Origin of the sequence: Streptomyces sp. NPDC101165 (assembly GCF_044768135.1) — a bacterium.
Lineage (GTDB): Bacteria > Actinomycetota > Actinomycetes > Streptomycetales > Streptomycetaceae > Streptomyces.
This window is the reverse complement of sequence record NZ_JBIWPG010000037.1, coordinates 32957-51907: the sequence shown is the minus strand read 5'-3', so window position 1 is coordinate 51907 and position 18951 is coordinate 32957. Positions and strand designations below refer to the sequence as shown.

Annotated in this window: 16 protein-coding genes and 4 pseudogenes; 11 read left to right on the top strand and 9 right to left on the bottom strand. The window is 68.4% G+C overall.

The features are described from left to right. Window positions 1-94: 94 nt before the first annotated feature. Window positions 95-448: pseudogene (locus tag ACIRVH_RS45030) on the top strand (transposase family protein); the annotation flags it as partial. Window positions 449-855: 407 nt separating this feature from the next. Here ACIRVH_RS45030 and ACIRVH_RS45025 read toward each other — a convergent pair. Next, window positions 856-3342 carry a SpoIIE family protein phosphatase gene (locus ACIRVH_RS45025; RefSeq protein ID WP_403966457.1) on the bottom strand — a complete coding sequence of 829 codons (2487 nt, stop codon included), beginning with the start codon at window positions 3340-3342 and terminating at the stop codon, window positions 856-858. Between the two features lie 183 nt (window positions 3343-3525). Between ACIRVH_RS45025 and ACIRVH_RS45020 the strand changes: the two genes are divergently transcribed. The 5 genes and pseudogenes from ACIRVH_RS45020 to ACIRVH_RS45000 all read left to right on the top strand — a co-directional run bounded on the left by ACIRVH_RS45020 (window position 3526) and on the right by ACIRVH_RS45000 (window position 9407). Continuing rightward, window positions 3526-4062 carry a TetR/AcrR family transcriptional regulator gene (locus ACIRVH_RS45020; protein ID WP_403966454.1) on the top strand — a complete coding sequence of 179 codons (537 nt, stop codon included), beginning with the start codon at window positions 3526-3528 and terminating at the stop codon, window positions 4060-4062. Between the two features lie 450 nt (window positions 4063-4512). Further along, window positions 4513-4980 carry a Type 1 glutamine amidotransferase-like domain-containing protein gene (locus ACIRVH_RS45015; RefSeq protein WP_403966451.1) on the top strand — a complete coding sequence of 156 codons (468 nt, stop codon included), beginning with the start codon at window positions 4513-4515 and terminating at the stop codon, window positions 4978-4980. 521 nt (window positions 4981-5501) lie between these two features. Further along, window positions 5502-7331: a glycoside hydrolase family 15 protein gene (locus tag ACIRVH_RS45010; RefSeq protein ID WP_403966448.1), complete on the top strand. Its 1830-nt coding sequence runs from the start codon at window positions 5502-5504 to the stop codon at window positions 7329-7331. A gap of 33 nt (window positions 7332-7364) precedes the next feature. Further along, window positions 7365-8021, top strand: a pseudogene (locus tag ACIRVH_RS45005) (MIP/aquaporin family protein); the annotation flags it as partial. Between the two features lie 282 nt (window positions 8022-8303). Continuing rightward, complete coding sequence (locus tag ACIRVH_RS45000) at window positions 8304-9407, top strand: glucose 1-dehydrogenase (protein WP_403966460.1); 1104 nt, start codon at window positions 8304-8306, stop codon at window positions 9405-9407. Between the two features lie 149 nt (window positions 9408-9556). Here ACIRVH_RS45000 and ACIRVH_RS44995 read toward each other — a convergent pair whose 3' ends face one another. From ACIRVH_RS44995 to ACIRVH_RS44980, 4 genes are all read right to left on the bottom strand, one after another. Further along, window positions 9557-10780 carry a cation:proton antiporter gene (locus tag ACIRVH_RS44995; protein ID WP_403966446.1) on the bottom strand — a complete coding sequence of 408 codons (1224 nt, stop codon included), beginning with the start codon at window positions 10778-10780 and terminating at the stop codon, window positions 9557-9559. A gap of 12 nt (window positions 10781-10792) precedes the next feature. Beyond that, window positions 10793-12184: a dihydrolipoyl dehydrogenase family protein gene (locus ACIRVH_RS44990; RefSeq protein ID WP_403966442.1), complete on the bottom strand. Its 1392-nt coding sequence runs from the start codon at window positions 12182-12184 to the stop codon at window positions 10793-10795. A gap of 222 nt (window positions 12185-12406) precedes the next feature. Next, window positions 12407-12661, bottom strand: coding sequence for an anti-sigma factor family protein (locus ACIRVH_RS44985; RefSeq protein ID WP_403966439.1), 255 nt, complete (start codon window positions 12659-12661; stop codon window positions 12407-12409). Continuing rightward, window positions 12654-13343 carry an RNA polymerase sigma factor gene (locus ACIRVH_RS44980; RefSeq protein ID WP_403966436.1) on the bottom strand — a complete coding sequence of 230 codons (690 nt, stop codon included), beginning with the start codon at window positions 13341-13343 and terminating at the stop codon, window positions 12654-12656. The genes ACIRVH_RS44985 and ACIRVH_RS44980 overlap by 8 nt, the downstream gene beginning before the upstream one ends. Before the next feature lie 595 nt (window positions 13344-13938). Here ACIRVH_RS44980 and ACIRVH_RS44975 point away from each other — a divergent pair. Next, on the top strand, window positions 13939-14739 hold the full coding sequence (locus tag ACIRVH_RS44975) for a hypothetical protein (protein ID WP_403966433.1): 801 nt from the start codon (window positions 13939-13941) through the stop codon (window positions 14737-14739). Window positions 14740-14755: 16 nt separating this feature from the next. Here the strand turns inward: ACIRVH_RS44975 and ACIRVH_RS44970 are convergent, their stop codons facing one another. After that, a complete protein-coding gene (locus tag ACIRVH_RS44970) occupies window positions 14756-14941 on the bottom strand; it encodes a hypothetical protein (protein ID WP_403966430.1) in 186 nt (61 codons plus the stop codon). A gap of 12 nt (window positions 14942-14953) precedes the next feature. Beyond that, window positions 14954-15232, bottom strand: coding sequence for a hypothetical protein (locus ACIRVH_RS44965; RefSeq protein ID WP_403966427.1), 279 nt, complete (start codon window positions 15230-15232; stop codon window positions 14954-14956). Window positions 15233-15990: 758 nt separating this feature from the next. On the opposite strand from ACIRVH_RS44965, the pseudogene ACIRVH_RS44960 reads away from it, so the two are divergent. The 3 genes and pseudogenes from ACIRVH_RS44960 to ACIRVH_RS44950 all read left to right on the top strand — a co-directional run bounded on the left by ACIRVH_RS44960 (window position 15991) and on the right by ACIRVH_RS44950 (window position 17505). Beyond that, window positions 15991-16758: pseudogene (locus ACIRVH_RS44960) on the top strand (transposase). A 169-nt stretch (window positions 16759-16927) separates the two neighbouring features. Beyond that, window positions 16928-17053, top strand: a complete 126-nt coding sequence (locus ACIRVH_RS44955; protein ID WP_403966424.1) for a hypothetical protein — start codon at window positions 16928-16930, stop codon at window positions 17051-17053. Then, a complete protein-coding gene (locus ACIRVH_RS44950) occupies window positions 17053-17505 on the top strand; it encodes a hypothetical protein (protein ID WP_403966421.1) in 453 nt (150 codons plus the stop codon). Before ACIRVH_RS44955 ends, ACIRVH_RS44950 begins: the two co-directional genes overlap by 1 nt. A gap of 40 nt (window positions 17506-17545) precedes the next feature. Here the strand turns inward: ACIRVH_RS44950 and ACIRVH_RS44945 are convergent. Both ACIRVH_RS44945 and ACIRVH_RS44940 read right to left on the bottom strand, forming a co-directional pair. Then, a pseudogene (locus ACIRVH_RS44945) lies at window positions 17546-18057 on the bottom strand (IS5 family transposase); the annotation flags it as partial. Between the two features lie 104 nt (window positions 18058-18161). Further along, window positions 18162-18629 (bottom strand): DUF6225 family protein, encoded by a 468-nt coding sequence (locus tag ACIRVH_RS44940; RefSeq protein ID WP_403966418.1) that lies wholly within the window; start codon window positions 18627-18629, stop codon window positions 18162-18164. On the opposite strand from ACIRVH_RS44940, the gene ACIRVH_RS44935 reads away from it, so the two are divergent. After that, complete coding sequence (locus tag ACIRVH_RS44935) at window positions 18628-18837, top strand: hypothetical protein (RefSeq protein WP_403966415.1); 210 nt, start codon at window positions 18628-18630, stop codon at window positions 18835-18837. The genes ACIRVH_RS44940 and ACIRVH_RS44935 overlap by 2 nt on opposite strands. The last annotated feature ends 114 nt before the right edge of the window (window positions 18838-18951 follow it).

The window sequence follows — 18951 nt, the reverse complement described above, 5'->3', positions numbered from 1 at the left end:
CGCCAACACCAAGCCCGCATCAGCCACTACAAACGACGCGGCCACAGCCCCTGAAAACTAGCCAGCAATCAGAACAAGCACCGTTGCAGTACTAGACACCCGTCTGGTCGTCGTGGTCGGCCGGCCCTTGCCCGGCAACCGACACGACTCCCGGGGCTGGGAGGAGTCTGGCGCCAAGGCCGCCGTCGGCGCCACGATGACGATCGCCGACGGCGGCTACCAAGGCACCGGCCTGGTCATCCCGCACCGCCGCCAGAAAGGGAGAGAGCTCCCAGCCTGGAAGGAGGAGAACAACCGCTCGCACAAGCGGGTTCGCGCCCGCGTCGAGCACACCTTCGCCCGGATGAAGTGCTGGAAGATCCTGCGCGATTGCCGCCTCAAGGGCGACGGCGTCCACCACGCGCTGCTCGGCATCGCACGCCTGCACAACCTTGCCCTCGCTGGATAGGCGACGAGTTCGTACGGCACCCGACCTCGTCCACACCAAATGAAGATCACTTACGGGACAGCCTTTAGTCTCGCCGTCGCGCCTTTTCGCTCGCCGGCCGTCCCCAGGCCCGACCGCGCCCGGGATCCGCCCATCAGTGAAGACCGCACCGGCCTGTCGCTCGGGGGCGCACCGGTCATCGGAGACGATTCGCAGTGTTCCGCCGGAACATCCCGCCAGCTCACGCTCTTGCACAGCACATAAACGATGCCCCGCAGCGCACTACAACGAGATCGGATTGCTACGAGGGCAAACGTGCCCGCACCTGGCTTTCCCTCACCCCCCGCTGGCGGCCGTGCCATCGAGACGAAGCCAGCCAACTCAAGCGGCTCATCCACCAGATCGAAACAGGGCCCAGACCCGCAGTCCTAGGGTGTGGTGGGGGCCGTGGCCGGATCATGCTCGGTGAGCAGCAGGGCGATGTCGTCGGCCCGGTGGGACGATGCGCGGGCATTGCGCAGGATCCGGTCGGCAAGTTCGTCCAGCGAGCCCGACCGGGCGTGGGCCAGTGATGCGCGCAGGCGGTCGATCCCCACATCGATGTCGGTGCCGGGTTCCTCCACCAGCCCGTCGGTGTAGAGAGCGAGGACGGAATTAGGCGGGAGCGCGATGGGCGTCTGTGTGTAGGCGCTCGCATGATCCACGCCGAGGATAGTGCCGACATCGATATCAAGGACGTTCGTGGTGCCGTCGGGGTGGCGGAGCAGAGGCGGGGGATGGCCGGCGGTGACGGCGTAGGCGTGTCGGCTGTGGGGTTCGAAGTGGATGTAGCAGCAGGTGGCCAGCAGGTGGGAATCAAGGTCGATCAGGGTTCGGTTGGCGCCCGCCAGCACGTCGCTGGGCGCATGGCCCGCAGCGGCGAAGGCCCGAACCGCACTGCGCAGCTGGGCCATGGTGGCTGCGGCCGCGATGCTGTGACCCTCAACGTCACCGATGACGAGCTGGACTCCGTTGGGCGTGGGGATGACGTCGTACCAGTCGCCGCCGATGTCCATACCGCCGGTGGCGGGCAGATAGCGGGCGACGGTGTGGATGCCGGGGACGGGCGGCAGCCGGTGCGGCAGGAGCGCCTGCTGCAGGCCGTGCGCGACGGCGTACTCCGAGTCGTACAACCGTGCTCGCTCCAGGGCCTGGGCGATCAGCCCGGCGAGGGCGGTGAGGACGCTGCGGTCCTTCTCGGTGAAGTGATGGATCTCGTCGAAGCCGAGGACGCAGGTGCCGACCGGGCGGCCGGAGGCGATCAGCGGCAGATACGCCCAGGAGCTCACCTGGCCCGTGGGGCTGTCCGGGTAGCCCCGGGCGAGGTCCTGCTGCGACTCGATGAAGAGCGGAGCACCGGAGGTCAGGGATTCCGTTGCCGGCAAGTGGGCGTGCAGCGGAACGCCCTCCAGCCAGGCGAGGAACTCTTCGTGGTGACCGATGTGGTGGAGCCTGTGCATCGTTCCGCTGCGGACCACATAGATTGCCATTTGCTGGCCCCCGAAGGCCGGCAGGAGCTGCTCGGAGACCACTTCGCAGACTTGGCGTGTGGTGACCGCCTCGGTCAGCGCGCTGCTCAGCTGCAGAACGTGGTACATAACCCCCAGACGCGCCGGTGGGGCGGCGGGTGCCGCAGCGGCCGGGGAAGCGAAGGCACTGTTGGCCGACGGGGGAGGGGCGGCGGGGACCACCACACCGGTCACCCCGTCCCCCCGCGGGTGGAGGGAGAAAGCGAGCCACTGATCGGGCGGTCGGCTCGCCAGGAAGGACGACGGAGCCTGCGAGATCATCGCGGACCGGTGCCGGTATTCGACACCGGGGTCGGACAGCCACGGCAACACGTCCCAGAGGAAACGGCCCAGAACCTCGTTGGCGGACACGTCGAGCAGTCGCAGGGCGCGGTCATTGGCATAGGTCACCCGTCCGTCGGGGGCGAGGGAGAACAGCCCGTCCCGCAGCCGTTCAATCGCTGCGACGGCCGCGCTGCCGACCTCGGCATCCACGACGGCACCGATCGCATGCCCGGATGCGCGGGTGTTTTCGGCTTCCGATGCACGGCCCCACAGCTCGACAACGTGGTACCTCTCGCCGCCGTCTCTATGATCCCGCACGCGCATGCGTCGCGCGGTGATCCGGCCCTCGCGTGCTGCTTCCTGAGCGCAGGCTCTGAAGGCCCCACGATCGCCGGGGTGCAGGCACGAAGCGAGCGTTTCGGCTCGTCCGTCGAAAGCACCGGGGTCGAGTTCGAAGATCGCGCAGAGCGTGTCGTCCACGCTGAAGGTGCCGGAGTCGAGGTCCCAGTCGAACAAGCCCACCCGCGCGGCCGCCGCCGAGGGAGCCGTAACCTCCACAGGAGCCGTCCCTGGATCGCCTTCCACCGGATCGCCGGTACGAGCACGGAGTGCGGCCAGGCAGTCACCGAGCCGGCTTGCGACGCTCCGCAGGTGTCTGCGCTGGGCCTTGGACAGCCCTTCGCTGCCTTCACTGGCCGGCGATGCTGGCCACACGATCGCCAGCGCTCCGAAGGGTTCTGGACCTGCGTTCACCGGTACTGAGCAGGAGCCGAAGGCATGCGGCAGAGCCACCGCGAGCTGAGGGAACCGTCGCATAGTTTCGTCAGCGTTTGCCAGGTGGACCGTGCGCCCCGAGGTAAATGCCACGGCGACCGGGATGGGGCTGCTCACGGGTATCAGGCGCCAGCCACCCAGCAAGGAAGGCGGCACCCCACACGTGGCAGCGAGCACGAGCGACCGGCGGTCGCGGGAGCGCAAGAAGATGCTCCCCGCGTACGCGCTCGTGCCGCGGACAGCTTCCACGACGGCCGCAGCGAGCATGTCCTCACGCTCCGCAGCCCCGTCGGTGATCATTCCGGGCATATATCCAGTGTGCGCGGGTCACCCCACCGCCGCCCGAGGCGGAAACCAAGTGAGGCGCACTGACCAAACACATGCCACATCACGCCGCCCTACGAGCCCATCCCCGCGGATCGGCGCAGCCATCCTCGGCACGGCGCCCTTGGCGTTTTTCAGGGCCTGCCGGGCAGCGACCGTGTCGCCACCGTGCGCCTTGCAGTACGCGACACGGTGCTGGCCACCACGGCGGCACTTGTGGCCGAACACGGGTTGCGCGGGGTGACGATGTCGCGGATCGCGCAGGACAGCGGCATCGGGCGAGCCACGCTGTACAAGTATTTCCCGGACGTCGAGTCGATCCTGATGGCCTGGCACGAACGCCAGATCGCCAGCCATCTCCAGGAATTCGCCTCACTCCGCGACCGCGCCGGCACCCCCGGCGAGCGACTGGCGGCCGTGCTGGAGCGTTACGCGGTCATCCAGCAACAAAGGCATGGCCACGGAGAAGAGTTCTCGGCCGTCTTGCACCGCAGCAGTCACGCGGCCCACGCCGAGCAGCATCTGCGCCATTTCATCCAGGACCTGCTGGCCGAGGGAGTACAGGCAGGCGAAATCAGGGACGACGTCACACCCGACGAATTCGCGGGGTACTGCCTGCGCGCACTCGCCGCGGCCGCTGGCCTGTCATCCCAGGCTGCGGTACGGCGACTCGTCACCGTCACGCTGTCTGGGCTGACCCCCTGACACCCGGATCCGGGTGACCACTGATCCCCTGCATCCGCCCGGCATCGGGGACGAGTCGTCGTGCCGCCAGGCGTTGTAGCCGCACACCGGGCGTGGACGTCCGGATCACGGCGGTGGGCACGGCCGAGTTGCCCGGCACGTGAGTGTCGTCTTGCCGGCCTCAACCGCAGGAACATCGACGCCCTGCACACCGACGGCTGCCGGGCCACGGCCGAGAGCGTGCACTGCCGGCCCGACACCGCACTCGGCATCCCCGACTAGGCAAGCCGTCCGGACACTCTGGCCTCGCAGGCGTCGTCGCGCAGTGCTCTGGCGGGCCGCTCACACGCGCGGGCGATTACCGTGGGCGCGGTTCCTGGTCACGAGCAGCGCGTCGTTCGCTTCACTGTGCGATCACTACGGGGTGTTGATGAAGCTTCTCCTCACCGACCCGAGTTGGGGTGGAAGTCGGTGGGCGTCCTGGAACTCACAGCACTGCCCAGCATCGACAAGGAACGCTGGGTCTCCTGGGTCCGCGAGGCGGACGCCCTGCTGGTGAACGGCGGCGACACGCTCTATCTGTGTCACTGGATGCGGGAGTCCGGACTGGCCGACCTCTTCCCGTCGCTGCGCGACACGGTCTACGTAGGGCTCAGTGCCGGGAGCATGGCACTGACTCCCCGCGTCGGAGAGGAGTTCGTCGGCTGGAAGCCGCCCATCGTGGACGACAGCGCGCTGGGAGTCGTCGACTTCTCCATCTTCCCACACCTCGACAGCCCGGATTGTCCGGATAACACCATGACTGCGGCGCAACAATGGGCTGCCGGGATCAGGGGTCCGGCGTATGCCATCGATCCTCAGGCCGCCCTCAAGGTGACCGACGACAACGTCGAGGTCGTCTCCGAGGGCCGGTGGAAGCTGCTCAATCCGGCGTCGTAAAGGTCGCCCCCGTCCTTCTGCTCCTTGCCAGGGGAGGTCCTGCTCCAGGCTGATGGCCATGGCGTGGCTCAAGGTACTCCCGCCCGGCGAAGGTGTCTCCTCACCACCGCCGGCCGGCGCGCGGCCTGGTTATCGGGGCGGCCCGTCTGCCGTGTTCGTCCGGCGTTTCCCCGACGGCGACGCGAGGCTCTTCCAGCGTCGATACCCGCCCGAGGCTGCCCGGCACACCCGCATCCCCGAAGCCACCGCCACGAGCGAGGCGAGCTGCTGGGCGGACCGTGCGCGCTGGCGCTGCGCCGGATCGGGGGCGCGGGGCAGCGGCCAGGCTTGCTGGCTGCCCCGAGCGCCGTCGTCAGATCCTCCCGGCCGGTCTTCGGGCATCTTCGCAGGTCCTCTGGCTTCCTCACCGGCTCAGCTCAACGCCTTCAACAGGGGTCGAGAGAGGCTCGGTGTGCGTTGCCGCGTAACGTCTGGGCCTCTGGATGGACTGCATGGTGTCGACGCCGTTTGTGGGAGCTGCCATGAGTTCGATCGCCATCGCCGATTACGCACTGATTTCCGATCGTCATTCCGCCGCGTTGATCAGCCGTGAGGGTTCGGTCGACTGGTTGTGTTTTCCCCGCTTCGACAGCCCTTCGGTGTTCGGCCGGCTGTTGGACGAGGAGGCCGGTCACTGGTCCATTCGGCCGTCAGCGTCGTACGAGGTCTCACGGCGCTATGTGGAGCGGACGATGGTGCTGGAGACGACACTCCGGACCGCTTCGGGGACGGTGGTGCTGACCGATGCCCTGCTGGTGGGGGCGGACAACGGCGGCCATCGGCTTGGGGTCGGGGTGCCGCGGTTGCTGGCGCGCAGGGTCTCCGGTGTGGACGGAGAAGTGCCGATGGAGATGGTCTATCGGCCTCGCCCTGAGTATGGGCTGATCGCTCCGATCCTGTCCGCCACGCCGGGTGGGGTGACCTCGCGAGGAGGCGCCGAGTGGCTGGTGCTGACGTCACCGACGGCGATGAGTTTCACGGACGCCGGCGCCCGCGGGGCGTTCACCGTCCGTGCGGGTGAGTCGCTGTACTTCGGGATGCATCGCTCCACGCTGGAGGAGGCCCCGGCCCATGTATGGCCTCAGGAGGAACTCGCCGGCCGGCTGGAGTCGACGATCGGCGCCTGGCGCTCGTGGTCCGATCTGCACCAGGCGTACGACGGCCCGTGGCGGGACCTGGTGCATCACAGCGGCCGAGTGCTGCAGGCGCTGTCCTTCCAACCCAGCGGCGCCATCGTCGCAGCCGCTACCACCTCGCTCCCCGAGGGTGTGGGCGGTGAGCGGAACTGGGACTACCGCTACACCTGGGTCCGCGACGCGTCGCTGACCATGGAGGCACTCTGGGTCGCGGCCTGCCCGGACGAGGCGCAGGACTTCTTCTCCTTCCTGGCGACCGCCGCGCCCTCCCTGAGTAGGGAGCGGTCGCTGCAGATCATGTTCGGGGTAGGCGGCGAGCACGACCTGTCCGAACGTACGCTGCCGCACCTGAGAGGCTGGCGGGACAGCCGTCCGGTCCGGGTCGGCAACGGAGCCTGGAGCCAGCAGCAGATCGACGTCTACGGGGAACTGCTGGACGCCGCTCACCGCCTGGCGGACCAGTTGCAGCGCATCGACGACGACACCCGGCGCTTCCTCATCGCCTGCGCCGATACCGCCGCCGCACGCTGGACGGAGAAGGACCAGGGCATCTGGGAGGTGCGGGGCGAACCCCGCCACTTCCTGTACTCCAAGGTGATGTGCTGGACCGCGCTGGACCGGGCCATCAGCCTCGCGGACCGCCTCGATGCGCCCGCGGACAAGGTGGTGGCGTGGCGTCGCACCTGTGAGGAGATCCACGACACCGTGTTGCGGGAGGGCTGGAGCGAGGCGGCCGGCGCTTTCACCCAGTACTTCGGTTCCACGGCTCTGGACGCGTCCAACCTGATGATGCCGATCGTCGGGTTCCTGCCGGCCGACGACCCGCGCATGGTCGCCACCATCGACGCCACCGCGGAGAGGCTGACCGATGGCGCGGGGCTGGTCTACCGCTACCGCACCGAGGGCGGAGTGGACGGCCTTGCCGGCGAGGAGGGCACCTTCCTGCTGTGCACGTTCTGGCTGGCCCAGGCCATGGCCCTGGCCGGGCAGACCGAACGTGCCAGTGGCGTGTTCGAGCGGGCGGCTGCATACATCAACGATGTCGGTCTGCTCGCCGAGGAGGTCGACCCGGCCACCGGAGAGCTGCTGGGGAACTTCCCCCAGGCCTTCAGCCACATCGGGCTGGTCAACGCCGCCTGGGCGATCAGCCAGGCACGTCGGCCCGTCGTGGCCTGAGCGGGACGACCGGGCCTTGGAGGAGGCCGCACCGTGACGGGATGGCGTGAGATGGCCGCCGAGTTCACCGGCACCGCCCTGCTGCTGTTGCTGGGACTCAGCGCGGTCGTTGCCGACTTCGCAGCCCACTCGCCCGTGGTCGCCGCCGTTCCGAGCGCGGACTTGCGCCGACTGCTGACCGGGGTGCTGTTCGCGGGCTCGGCGACCTTGATCGTCTACTCCCCGCTCGGCCGCATCAGCGGAGGGCATATCAACCCGGCCGTCACCCTCGCCTTCTACCGGCTGGGCAAGATGACCGGACGCAGCGCCGCCGGCTACGCGGCAGCGCAGGTCGCGGGAGCGATCCTGGGGACGGTGCTCGTCCTGCTGCTGTGGGGCAGCTGAGCCACCGACGTGCAGCTCGGTGCGACCGTGCCCGGGACCGGGGGTGTCTGGGCCTGTCTGGCGGCCGAGGCCGCAGCCACGTTCCTGCTGGTGGCGTTGATCCTGAACCTGGTGGACCGGCCCCGGCTGATGCCGTATACGGCTTCGGCGGCAGGTCTGCTGGTCGCGACGCTGGTGTTCGTCGAGGCGCCGGTGTCGGGCACCAGCCTCAATCCGGCGCGCAGCCTGGGACCGGCTCTGGTGGGCGGCACCTGGACCGGATGGTGGGTGTACCTGATCGCCCCGCCGGCGGGCGCGCTGGCCGCGGCGGTGCTGTACCGGCGGCGCCGCCGGACGGTGGCGTGCGGAAAGCTCATCCACGACGACGCCTACGCCTGCCCCTTCTTGGATTGTCGCTACACCCCGCCGGAGCGGCGTGTGCGCAGGGTGCGGTCCCGGCGACCGTGCACCGGCGGCATACCGGACAGACGGTCAGCCGCAATCGAGGCGGTCCGGCACAAGCCTGCCGTTACCTGGCGTACCTCCACGGACGCCGTCCCGGCACCCGTCCGTGACCCGAGCCGCTCACCAGAGAGGAATACCGACACCATGAAAGCCATCGGCGTCTTTCCCGGAAAAGCCAGCAGCGCGCACCTCATCGACGTCCCCCGCCCGGCACTGGAGGACATCCCGCACGGTCGGGGAGTCATGGTCCGTATCCTGCGCCTGGGACTGGACGGCACCGACAAGGAAATCAACGCCGGGGAGTACGGCACCGCCCCTGACGGGCAGGACTACCTGATCACGGGCCACGAAAGCCTCGGCCGCGTGGAGGAGATCGGCCCTGCCGTCACCGAGTTCGCCCCGGGCGACTACGTGGTCGCCCGGGTCCGCCGGGCCGGGGACAGCCTCTACGACCTGATCGACACGCCCGACATGACCACGGACGACGCCTACTACGAGCACGGCATCAGCCGGGTCAACGGCTTCCTGACCGAGTACTACGTCGAAGATCCCCGCTACCTCATCAAAATCCCCCAGGGCCTCAAACACGTGGCCGTCCTGCTGGAGCCCACCAGTGTGGCGGAGAAGGGCATCATCGAGGCATACGAGATCCAGCGGCGGTTGAAGGTGTGGCAGCCGCGCCGTGCGGCGGTCCTCGGCGCGGGAACCATCGGACTGCTCGCGACCGTGATCCTGCGCAACCGCGGCCTGGCGGTCACCACTTTCGGCCTGGACGAGCCGCCCTACCTCAACTCCGACCTCGCCGAGGCCGTCGGCGCCGCCTACATCAGCACCAAGCAGCAGTCCCTCGCCCAGAACGCCGCCCAGACGGGCGGTTACGACCTGGTGTTCGAGGCGGCCGGGTACTCGCCCATCGTCTTCGACGCCATGTGCCATCTCGTCGCCAAGAACGGCATTCTCGTCTTGTCCAGCGTCACCGGCGGCATGCGCCGCAGCGAAGTCCCCTCGGACGCGATCAACCTGGACTTCGTCCTCGGCAACAAGGTCATGTTCGGCACCGTCAACGCCAACCGCGAACATTTCGAGGCAGGCGTCCAGGACCTCGCCGTCGCCGAAGCCCAGTACCCGGGCTGGCTGTCGCGCCTGCTCACCCACCCGGTCCATGGACTCGACCACTACGACGAGGCACTCGCCGCGCTCGGTGCCCCGGGTGCGATCAAAGTCTTCGTGGAGATCGCCGAAGCCTGAACGCGATGCCGGGGGCGGCGGCCACGGCTCCGCCACCCTCACTGGCTGCGCCGCAGGTTCTCAACAGATCCGCTCACACGGCTTCGCCCGCATGGTTCTCAGCAGATCCGCTCACACGGCTTCGCCCGCATGGTTCTCACCAGGCCCGCTCACATGGCTTCGCCCATCCTCGAATCCATTCGGGCAGGGGTCTCGGGCTTGGCCCGCCCTCGTAGCAGGGCCAGCGCGCAGACCGGGAACAGCAGCACCGACAGCAGACCCGCACACACCAGGGCCGCCGCCGTGACAGGCGTCATCAAGCCGGAGGCCACACCCACCTGCGTGGCGGTGACCAGGAACGGCAGGGACGTGGCCTGGAGCAGCGCCACCGCCAGCGACGAGCGGTTCCCCACCGAACGCCGGTACAGCAGGGCCGGCACACCGCGCACGACCAGCAGGGCCACCAGGAACACCGGGACCCTCAGCAGTGCCGAGGGGCTCGCAAGAAGCCCGCGAAGATCAAGCCGCAGGCCGCTGGCGACGAAGAACACCGGGATCACGAAGCCGTACCCGATGGCTTCCAGCTTGATCCTGAAGTGCGGGTGGGAGGCGGAGTCACGGTCCACCAGACCCACGACCCCGCCGGCCAGGAAGGCCCCGAGGATGCTTTCCAGGCCGAACTTCTCCGCCAGGGCCACGAACGCCACCAGCAGGACAACGGCCGCTCGAACCCGGATCTGCGCCGTGGTGTCCTGCAGACGCAACAGCACATCACCCACCCGCATCGAGCGTCCCGCCAGGCCGACGGCAACTGCGGCCACGGCCACCAAGGCAGCGAAAGCGACCAGCAGGACCACACGGCTTCCGGTGCTTCCGCCGGAACCGGAGAAGAACAGCGACAGCAAGAGCACCGCTGCGAAGTCCGCCACGGACGAAGCCGCGATGGTGATCTGTCCGAGGGCGGTGTTCACCCGTCCCGCGTCCTGCAGTACGGGCACGACCAGACCCAGCGATGTGGCGGACAGTGTGACCGCGATCAGGACAGGGCTGTGCACCCAGCCGGCCGCGCGGAAGGCCACCCCGGCCGCGACACCGAGGACCACGGTGATCACGTAGCCGAGCAGTGCGGAGCCCAGCAGGCGTCCGCGCAGCCGGTGCACGTCGATCTCCAGGCCCGCCAGGAACAGCACGAAGGCCAGACCGAGCAGGGCCACGATCTGCACCGGCAGATCGGCCCTGATCCAGCCCAGGCCGGACGGTCCCAGGACGATGCCCGCCACTATCTCCAGCACCACCGCCGGGATCCGCACCTTGGGAGCGAGCCCGAGCAGGAAGGGGGCCAGCAGTGCCACGAGAGTGACCGCGAAAAGATTCACGAACGACACGTCAGGCATGCCGAGATCCCCTCACACCCCGCACTGCTCCAGCAGATGCAGCCATACCTCGCTCACCGTCGGGAAGGAGGGCACGGCGTGACCCAGCACCTCCAGAGGCACCCGGCCCACCACCGCGACGGTGGCGGAATGCAGCAGTTCCTGAACGTCCTGGCCCGTGAAGGTGGCGCCCACCACGATCCGCCGCTCGGTGTCCACGACGAGCATGCTGGTGCCACCCAGCCCGTTGCCTCGCACATACGAGCCGGGCACGTCGCCGGTACCGTAGCTGACGGTCCGCACCGGCAGGTCCTGGTCGCGTGCCTGCTCCTCGGTCAGCCCCACGGCGGCGACCTGCGGGTCGGTGAACGTAACCCTGGGAATCACGTCCGTGGCGGTTGGCTCGCCCTTGCCGATGATGACGTCGGACGCGATCCGGGCCTGGTACTTGCCCATGTGGGTCAGCAGCGCGCGGCCGTTGCAGTCCCCGATGGCGTACAACCAGCCACCGGACACGCCGGTCGCCCTCATGTGGTCGTCGACCTCCACGAAACGGCCTGGCTGCAGGCCGACGCTGTCCAGACCCAGATCGGCCGTCGCCGGACGGCGTCCCACCGCGACCAGGATCTCGTCGGCGACCAGTTCCCGGCCGTCGGCGAGTGTCGCCTCCACCGGCGCGTCCGCAGTCTCCCGCCGGACCTTCTGCAGCAGGACACCGGTGATGACGGTGATGCCTTCGGCTTCGAAAGCCGTCCGCAACTCCTCGCCCGCGAACGGCTCCTCCCGCGGAACCAGGCGATCGGTCCCTTCCACCACGGTGACCTCCGGACAGCCCAGCCGATGAAACCCCTGCGCCATCTCCGCACCGATCGCCCCGCCCCCCAGCACCAGCAGACGCAACGGGAGCTCTTTGGCCGCGGTGGCATCCCGGTTGTCCCACACCCGGATGTCCCGCAATCCGTCGACAGGCGGGATGGCCGCCGCCGTACCCGTGGCCAGCACTACGGCCCTGCTCGCCGTCACCTGTGTGGTGTCGCCGTCCTCGGAGGTCACCTCCACCACGCGGTCCCCCTCCAGCCGCCCAGCCCCGCGTACCAGGGTGATATTCCGGTCGGCGAGCCACTTGGCCTGCCCGGTGTCCTGCCAGTGACTCGTCATGTAATCGCGCTGGGCGAAAGCAGACTGCGCGTCCACACCCCCAGTCACCGCCTCAGCCGCCCCCGGCACCCGGCGGGCGGCCGCCACCGCGTCCCCCGGCCGCAGCAGCGTCTTACTGGGAATACAGCCCCAGTAGGAGCACTCCCCACCCACCAGCTGCCGCTCCACCACCGCAACCGACAGCCGGGCATCAGCGCATCGACCCGCCGCGTTCTCACCTGCCGGTCCCGCCCCGACCACCACGACATCCACCTGCAGCTCGCGCATGTCCGCCTCCTCCACACGAACGACCCGTCTGGGTGTGTCCCCCCACCCCAGCCGGGCGTTACAGCCGCCCCGATGCCGGCTGCACCGATGCCGGCTGCACCGATGCCGGCTGCACCGATGCCGGCTGCACCGAAGTCGACTGCGCCGAAGTCGGCAGCACCGGACGCGGCGTATTGGCAGACCACAGGCAGACGCGTAGCGGCCTCCGACCACCGAGGCGTTTTACGGCGCGGTGGCCCTCCAGGCGCGGAAAGCAGTGAGCAATCGGCGCTGGGCCTCCTCCGAGAGGGTCTGGCGCGGAATACAACCCAGCATGCTCAACGTCTCGCGCATCTGTTCCAGATAGGTCTCACAGCCCTCGCACTCAGCCAGATGTTCCTCGAACCGCAGACGTGACCGAGTATCGAGCGCTCCCTCGAGGTAGTCCGTCACCAGCTCCACGAACTCGGCGTAACTGAGACTCTCCGCCTCATCCATTGCGTCCACCCACCCCTGCGGATCGAAGGTACTCCTCAATGCCGGCACGCATCCGCGCACGCGCCCGGTGCAGCAGAACCCGCTGATTCACCGCGGACACATCCAGCATCCAGCAGGTCTCGTCCGCCGAGTACCCATAGACGTCCCGGAGCTCGATCACCTCTCGCTGCCTGCGCGGCAGGCTCTCCAAAGCCCGTCCCAACCGCTGACGAAGCTCGCCGGACAACACCTCGTCCTCCGGCATCACGGGCCACCGCTCAGGAAAGACCCGCCAATGCCCGGGCCACCGGTCCTCTGGTCCACGGAATCGATCGGGCGACACAGCGGGACCTGCCTCCTGGCCGTCCAGCACGTCCGTCGGGTACACCTTCTGCTCCCGAAGGGCGCAGGTCTTCGCTTTGTTGACCAAAATCCCCAGCACCCACGTCCGCAACGCAGAGCGCTCCTGGAACCCGTCCAGCCCCGCCAGCACGGCCAGCCACGTGTCCTGAACCACGTCCTCCGCCGACTGTGGCGTCCTGACGTACACCCGCGCCAGCCTCAGCATCGCCGGGGACCACGAGGTCATGATCGAAACGAACGTGACCTCGTCGCCTTCCCGGAGCCTGTGGACGGTGAGCGCATCGGCCCTGTCGGTAACCACAGCAGCTCGCCTCACACCAGTGGGGTCATCCAGCTCCATTTCGACGCTAAACCCCTCGTTCCCGGCTGTCATATGGGTTCGCGGGAGCGGCCACGCCCAGCGCCGGCGCCCGGGCCTGCCGCCTACGGCGCGGCCCGGAACTACTTGTCCATCTCGTGCTGAGCCTTGCACGCGGTTGGTACGCCGGATGTCCGGGTCCGTCGGCGCCCTGCATCTATACAGAATCGAGGCCACAGCGTCTCCGGCACGGCATGGGGAGTAGTGCCGTCCGGACACGGCAGCGCCCGCCCCGGTCGCGAGGGAACACGACCCGAGCGGGCGCTGGCTGCTAAAGCCGCGCGGCGAGGTCCTCGCCCGGCCTGCCGGCGGACGGACGCCCGGCGAATCAGGAAGTGTGGACCACATCCAGGTTGGTCACCTTCGCGCAGACCGCGAAGGCCTGGAGCGTGCCCGGGCTGTTGGGTCACTGTTCGTGGCGTAGGCCCACCACGTCTCGTTCCTCAGCCATGCGGTGCTCTCGGCACCCGTAGCAGTTAGCTCCCACCCCGCCCCCTTCGCCGACGACTCGTTCGTCTACGTTGACGAGAGGATCCTGTCGGGGTCCGCAGGGCTGCGGGTGGCTTCGGTGCAAGGCGTGGACGCCATGCACCTGGTGCTGACCGACACCGACCTGACCGACTGCTTGTTCTCCGGGACCTTTCACCTCGACCAGATCCGTTTGGAAGGCCGCACCACCTTCGCCGATCCTCCCACCGGCCAGCGCTGGCGCGGCATCCTGCCCATCCGCCTCACCCGTCGGCGTACCCTCGCAGAGGAACACCACTGGCGCGCCCATACCCTCGGTGAGGACTCCGGGTGGCATCGCCCCGCCTCTCAGGACCCTGCCCACACCCCCGATCCGGTAGACGTCGCTGCCCTGTACCGGCAGCTGCGCAAAGCCTTCGAGGACGGCAAGAACGAACCCGGCGCCGCCGACTTCTACTACGGCGAATGCGAGATGCGCCGTCATGATCCCACCGGCACCACGAAGGGCGAGCGCCGTCTGTTGTGGGGGTACTGGCTGCTGTCCGGCTACGGCCTACGCGCCGCCCGTGCCTTCACCTGGCTCCTTGCCGCCATGGGCGTGACCGTGCTGCTCCTGATGGGCATCGGCCTGCCCAACCACGACCCCGCCACCACCGGCACCCTGAACGGCAGCAAGATCAGCCTCAACACCAGCACCCCCGACCCGGCCCTGCACGGAGGATGGCCGCAGCGAATGACCTGGGCTCGCACGGAGAAAGCCACCCGGGTAGCCGTCAACTCGGTCGTTTTCCGCTCCAGCGGCCAGAACCTCACCACCGCCGGCACCTACATCGAGATGGTCTCCCGCCTCCTCGAACCCACCCTCCTCGCCCTCGGCGCCCTCGCCATCCGCGGACGCATCAAACGCTGACCGAGCCCCCGGCAGCCTAGGTACGGCCCGGGCCATTCCAGCCAAACAGGACAGTTCCGGAAACGGTTCGGTCGAACCGGTCGCCGTGCTCGGGGGCGACGGTCTCGCATCGGACGTACTGGCCGCCCAGCTGCTCGCCGACGCCCATGAAGTCGGGGTCCTTGGTGAGGTCGGCGTGCTGGCGGGCGGCTTCGGGCCGCACCGGAAGGCGGGGTCAGTTCGGGGCCGGTGTGGCGTCGAGGTGGCCGAGGAACTGTCGCAGCCTGGCGGCGCGCTCGTTGAGCGTGGCGGTCAGCTGTTCGGTGCGGCGCAGTTCCTGCAGAGCCTTCTTCCGACGCCCTGGGGCGCGGTGCTGGCTGTAGAGGCGGCCCATGCGGGCGGTGTGTTCGGTGTCGGCCTGGTGGATCTTGAGTGCGGCGAACACGGCCTGGTGGGTCTTGGCGGTGGTCAGGACCGGTGCCGGGGTGGATGCGAAGGCTGCGACGCGGCGCATGACGGGGAACTCACCCGTGTCGCCGTTGCTGGTGAAGGTGGTCCCCGCGGTAAGGACCTCGGTGTCGTCGACGCGGAGGATGCCGTCGTGTTTGACGGGGGTGCCGTCGATTCGGGTGGTTGCGCCGTGGCGGCCGAAGTGTACGTAGAAGAGGTCCGGGGTCGGGGGAGAGAGAGTTCGGCGGGCAGGAAGAGGTCTGTCGACCTGGTGGTCCTGTCGCCGAAGGCGGGGTCGATGCTGAGGTGGCCTTCGATGGTGTTGCCGGTGATGGCGTAGGTGGTGCGCCAGGGGAAGTACCGCAGGGCCGGGTTGTCACGGTGGTCGACGCGCTGGATGTGCAGGGTGCCGAAGTCGGTTTCTGCGGTGTGCGTGGTCATAGCGCCGGTCCTCCGTGAGTGGTGGGTGTCCCCGGCGGACGGGGGTTGACGGGGAGCAGATAACCGCCGGTGGGTGGGGCGGGTCGCTGCGCCGCGAATTCCGGTGTTCAGTGCTGCACGGCCGGCGCCTTCGGAGGACGGGTCTGTTCTGCATGAGGGGCGCAGAGCAGATGTCAGCGAGGCGCAGAGTCACACACACCACCCCCGGCGCGGGATCGCGCCGGGGGTGGTGTGTGTGACTACGTGAGGGAGTCTGCCGCGGGGAGCGGACAGGTCCGTTCCGGGGGTTCAGCCTTCGCGGTCTTCGAGAATCGCGGAAGCCGGCGGCTGCCGGCTAAAGGTTGTTCCGTAACCCCTGGTCAGGGGTGAAATGATCTTGGTGTGGCTGGTGTGATCACGGCGTCGGAGCCGTCCTGGATAGGCCCGTTCACGGGGCTGAGCCCGCGCCGCTTCGGCAAGTTGGTGACCGCGGTACGCCGCGAGACCGCGGCCGATGTGCACCGGGGTCGGCCGTGGAGCCTGCCGCTGGAGGACCGGATCCTGCTGGTCGCGGCCTACTGGCGCACGAACTTGACGATGCGCCAGCTCGCCCCGCTGTTCGGCGTCTCGACGTCGGCGGCCGACCGCATCATCGACCATCTCGGCCCCCTGCTCGCGCTCCAGCCGCGCAAGCGATTCCGCAAGGACACCGTGCTCACTGTCGACGGCACCCTGGTGCCCACCCGCGACCGCTCGATCGCCGAGCAGTCGAAGAACTACCGCTACTCCACGGCGCACCAGGTCGTCATCGACGCCGACAGCCGCCTGGTCGTGGTGGTCGGCCGGCCGCTGCCGGGCAACTGGCACGACTCCCGCGGCTGGGAGGAGTCCGGCGCCAAGGACGCGGTCGGCCACACCATGACCATCGCCGACGGCGGCTACCAGGGCACCGGACTCGTCATCCCGCACTGACGGACGAAGGGCGAGGAACTCCCCGCCTGGAAGGAGGAACACAACCGCTCCCACAACCGAGTTCGCGCCCGCGTCGAGCACACCTTCGCCCGCATGAAGGGCTGGAAGATCCTCCGCGACTGCCGCCTGAAAGGCGACGGCGTCCATTACGCCATGCTCGGCATCGCCCGCCTGCACAACCTCGCCCTCAACGGATAGCGGAGCCGATCGCGCTCCGGTCGCCCGCATCCACGCCAAATCCAAGATGACTTACGGGACGACCTTAGGGTGACCTGAACCTCATGTTTCACTCAACTGCCGCGACAGAAAAGCGAGTTGCGCCCTATGGTCAGCTCCTGGCGGTCGGTGGGGCCGCTTTCACGCCGGGGTGAAGGCCAGGTACACGAAGTGGAACTACAACACCACCGAGCCCAACTGCAGCACCAAGGTGCTGCGCAAGGGAACGACGCGGCTGGTCTACAACGGCCGCGAGACGTGGCACGGGAAAAGCTGATGCGCAGCGCAGGGATCGTTCTGCTGGTGGTGTCCGCTGCTGTGGTGTCCGGGTGCAGCGGCGGGAAGAGTACGCCGCCTTCGCCGAGTGCCTCGAAGACGGCGCTGGTGTCCGATCCGGGCAATCCTGAGAAGGGCGCTAAGACACCGGGCCGGCTGGGTCCGGGGACGGTGAAGCTGCCCGTGGCTGCGGACCGGATTGCCGCATTGTCCGTGCGGTATGACTGTCTCGGTCCCTCGGGTGGTCTGAAGGTCAGTAATGGGATAGCGCTGCGCGCCGGGATCGAAGTGTGTGACGACAGCGCCACCTACGGTGCCTCGATGAAGGCGAAAGACCTGGATGGCCGGAAGTTCGGCGGTACGGTCAAGATCGACGTCGACAAGCGGACGCGGTGGCGCGTTTCCGTCAGCATCACCGACAAGGATGGCGTCAAACAGACAGTCCATAGCTGAGCTTGACTCTGTCGGGGATCTTGGAGTTGCCCGGTGCGTCGGGCGGTATGCCTCTGACGAGTGGCTCGAAGGCCTGGCTGTCGTGCACGTTGGCGCCGGAGACGCCGATGGAAAGAGGCAGGCCGTTCCGGTCGACGATGAGGTGGATTTTCGATCCACTCTTGCCACGGTCGGTCGGATTCGGTCCCGTCAGCGGCCCCCTTTGACCGCGCGGACGCTGACGGAGTCGATGGCGCACCGCGGCCAGTCGAGCTCTCCCTGACCGCCGAGTTCGTCGAGCACCAGGCGGTGCAGTTTGGCCCAGACACGGGCCTGGGACCACTCGGTGAACCGCCGGAACGCGGTGACGCCCGACGGTCCGAATCCAGGCGGCAACTGGTTCCATGTGCAGCCTGACGTGGCCACGAACACGATCGCGGCCAGAACCTCCCGGTCACCGTGCGACCGACGGCGGCCTCCGCCCTGCGGTCGTTCCGGCGCCGGCGGTGCCACCCTCTGAAAGAGCTCCCACAAACCGTCAGGCACCAACCGCTCGACAAGCTCGTTCGCCATACAGCCAGCATCCCGCAAGATCACACCAAACGAAATGGCCTGTTACGAGTTGGTGCGTGATAGCGGGTGAAGCGTGTTCGCCCTGCTCAACGGTGGTTCTCAGGTCATGACGGGGCGGTCGGAGACGAGGCCGGCGATGGCTCTGTAGGTGTCGGGCAGGCGATCGCGGCGATGGGTCCAGCGCATGAGTTGTTTCCATCGTTTGTGGTCGGCCAGGGCGTGCTCGACGGTGATGCGGTCGGACGAGTGCCCGTGACGGTCGCGTTCCCACTGCTCGACTCTCCCGGGCAGTGTCCCGGGCCGCGGCTTCCTCGGTGGTGTGATGGCCTGGCCGGCCAGTCCGCGAACAGCGTGTGCTGCACCTCGGTCCGCTCCGGCGTCCACTTCGTCGCGGCCCAGTGCAACTCGGCGGGCTCGTAGCCGGTCAGGACCCGCTCCTGGTACCCGTCGAAGCTACCCGGGTCGGACGCGATGCCGATGTAGAGGGGCGCGTCGTCAGGAAGGTCCTTGATGGCGTCGCGGAGGCGTCCGGCCGTCCAGACCTCGGGCGAGTGATCGTAGGTGTCAGCCATGACGGGAGTGTCCCGGTTCGTACGCTTCCGCAGAGACGAACGCGCGGTCCGCGGCAGGCCCAGAGCCATACGCCCCCTGATGGCCAGGACACGGCCCGTCAAAACTTCTGACAGCAACGCCGGTTTCCTGGTCCGTTCCTACTCGGAGCCCGAATCCCACCGCAAGACCGCCCGAGCCAAGACCGTCGAGGACCTCATCGCAGCGTAATCAACCAGCCACCCGACAGGCTCTGAGAGCACTTGAGCCCTACCGGGCCCGGTCGAGGCGGCGCTGACAAGGGCGGGCCGGGCGCGTCGGTCCAGCGGCTCGGCGCGGCTCGGG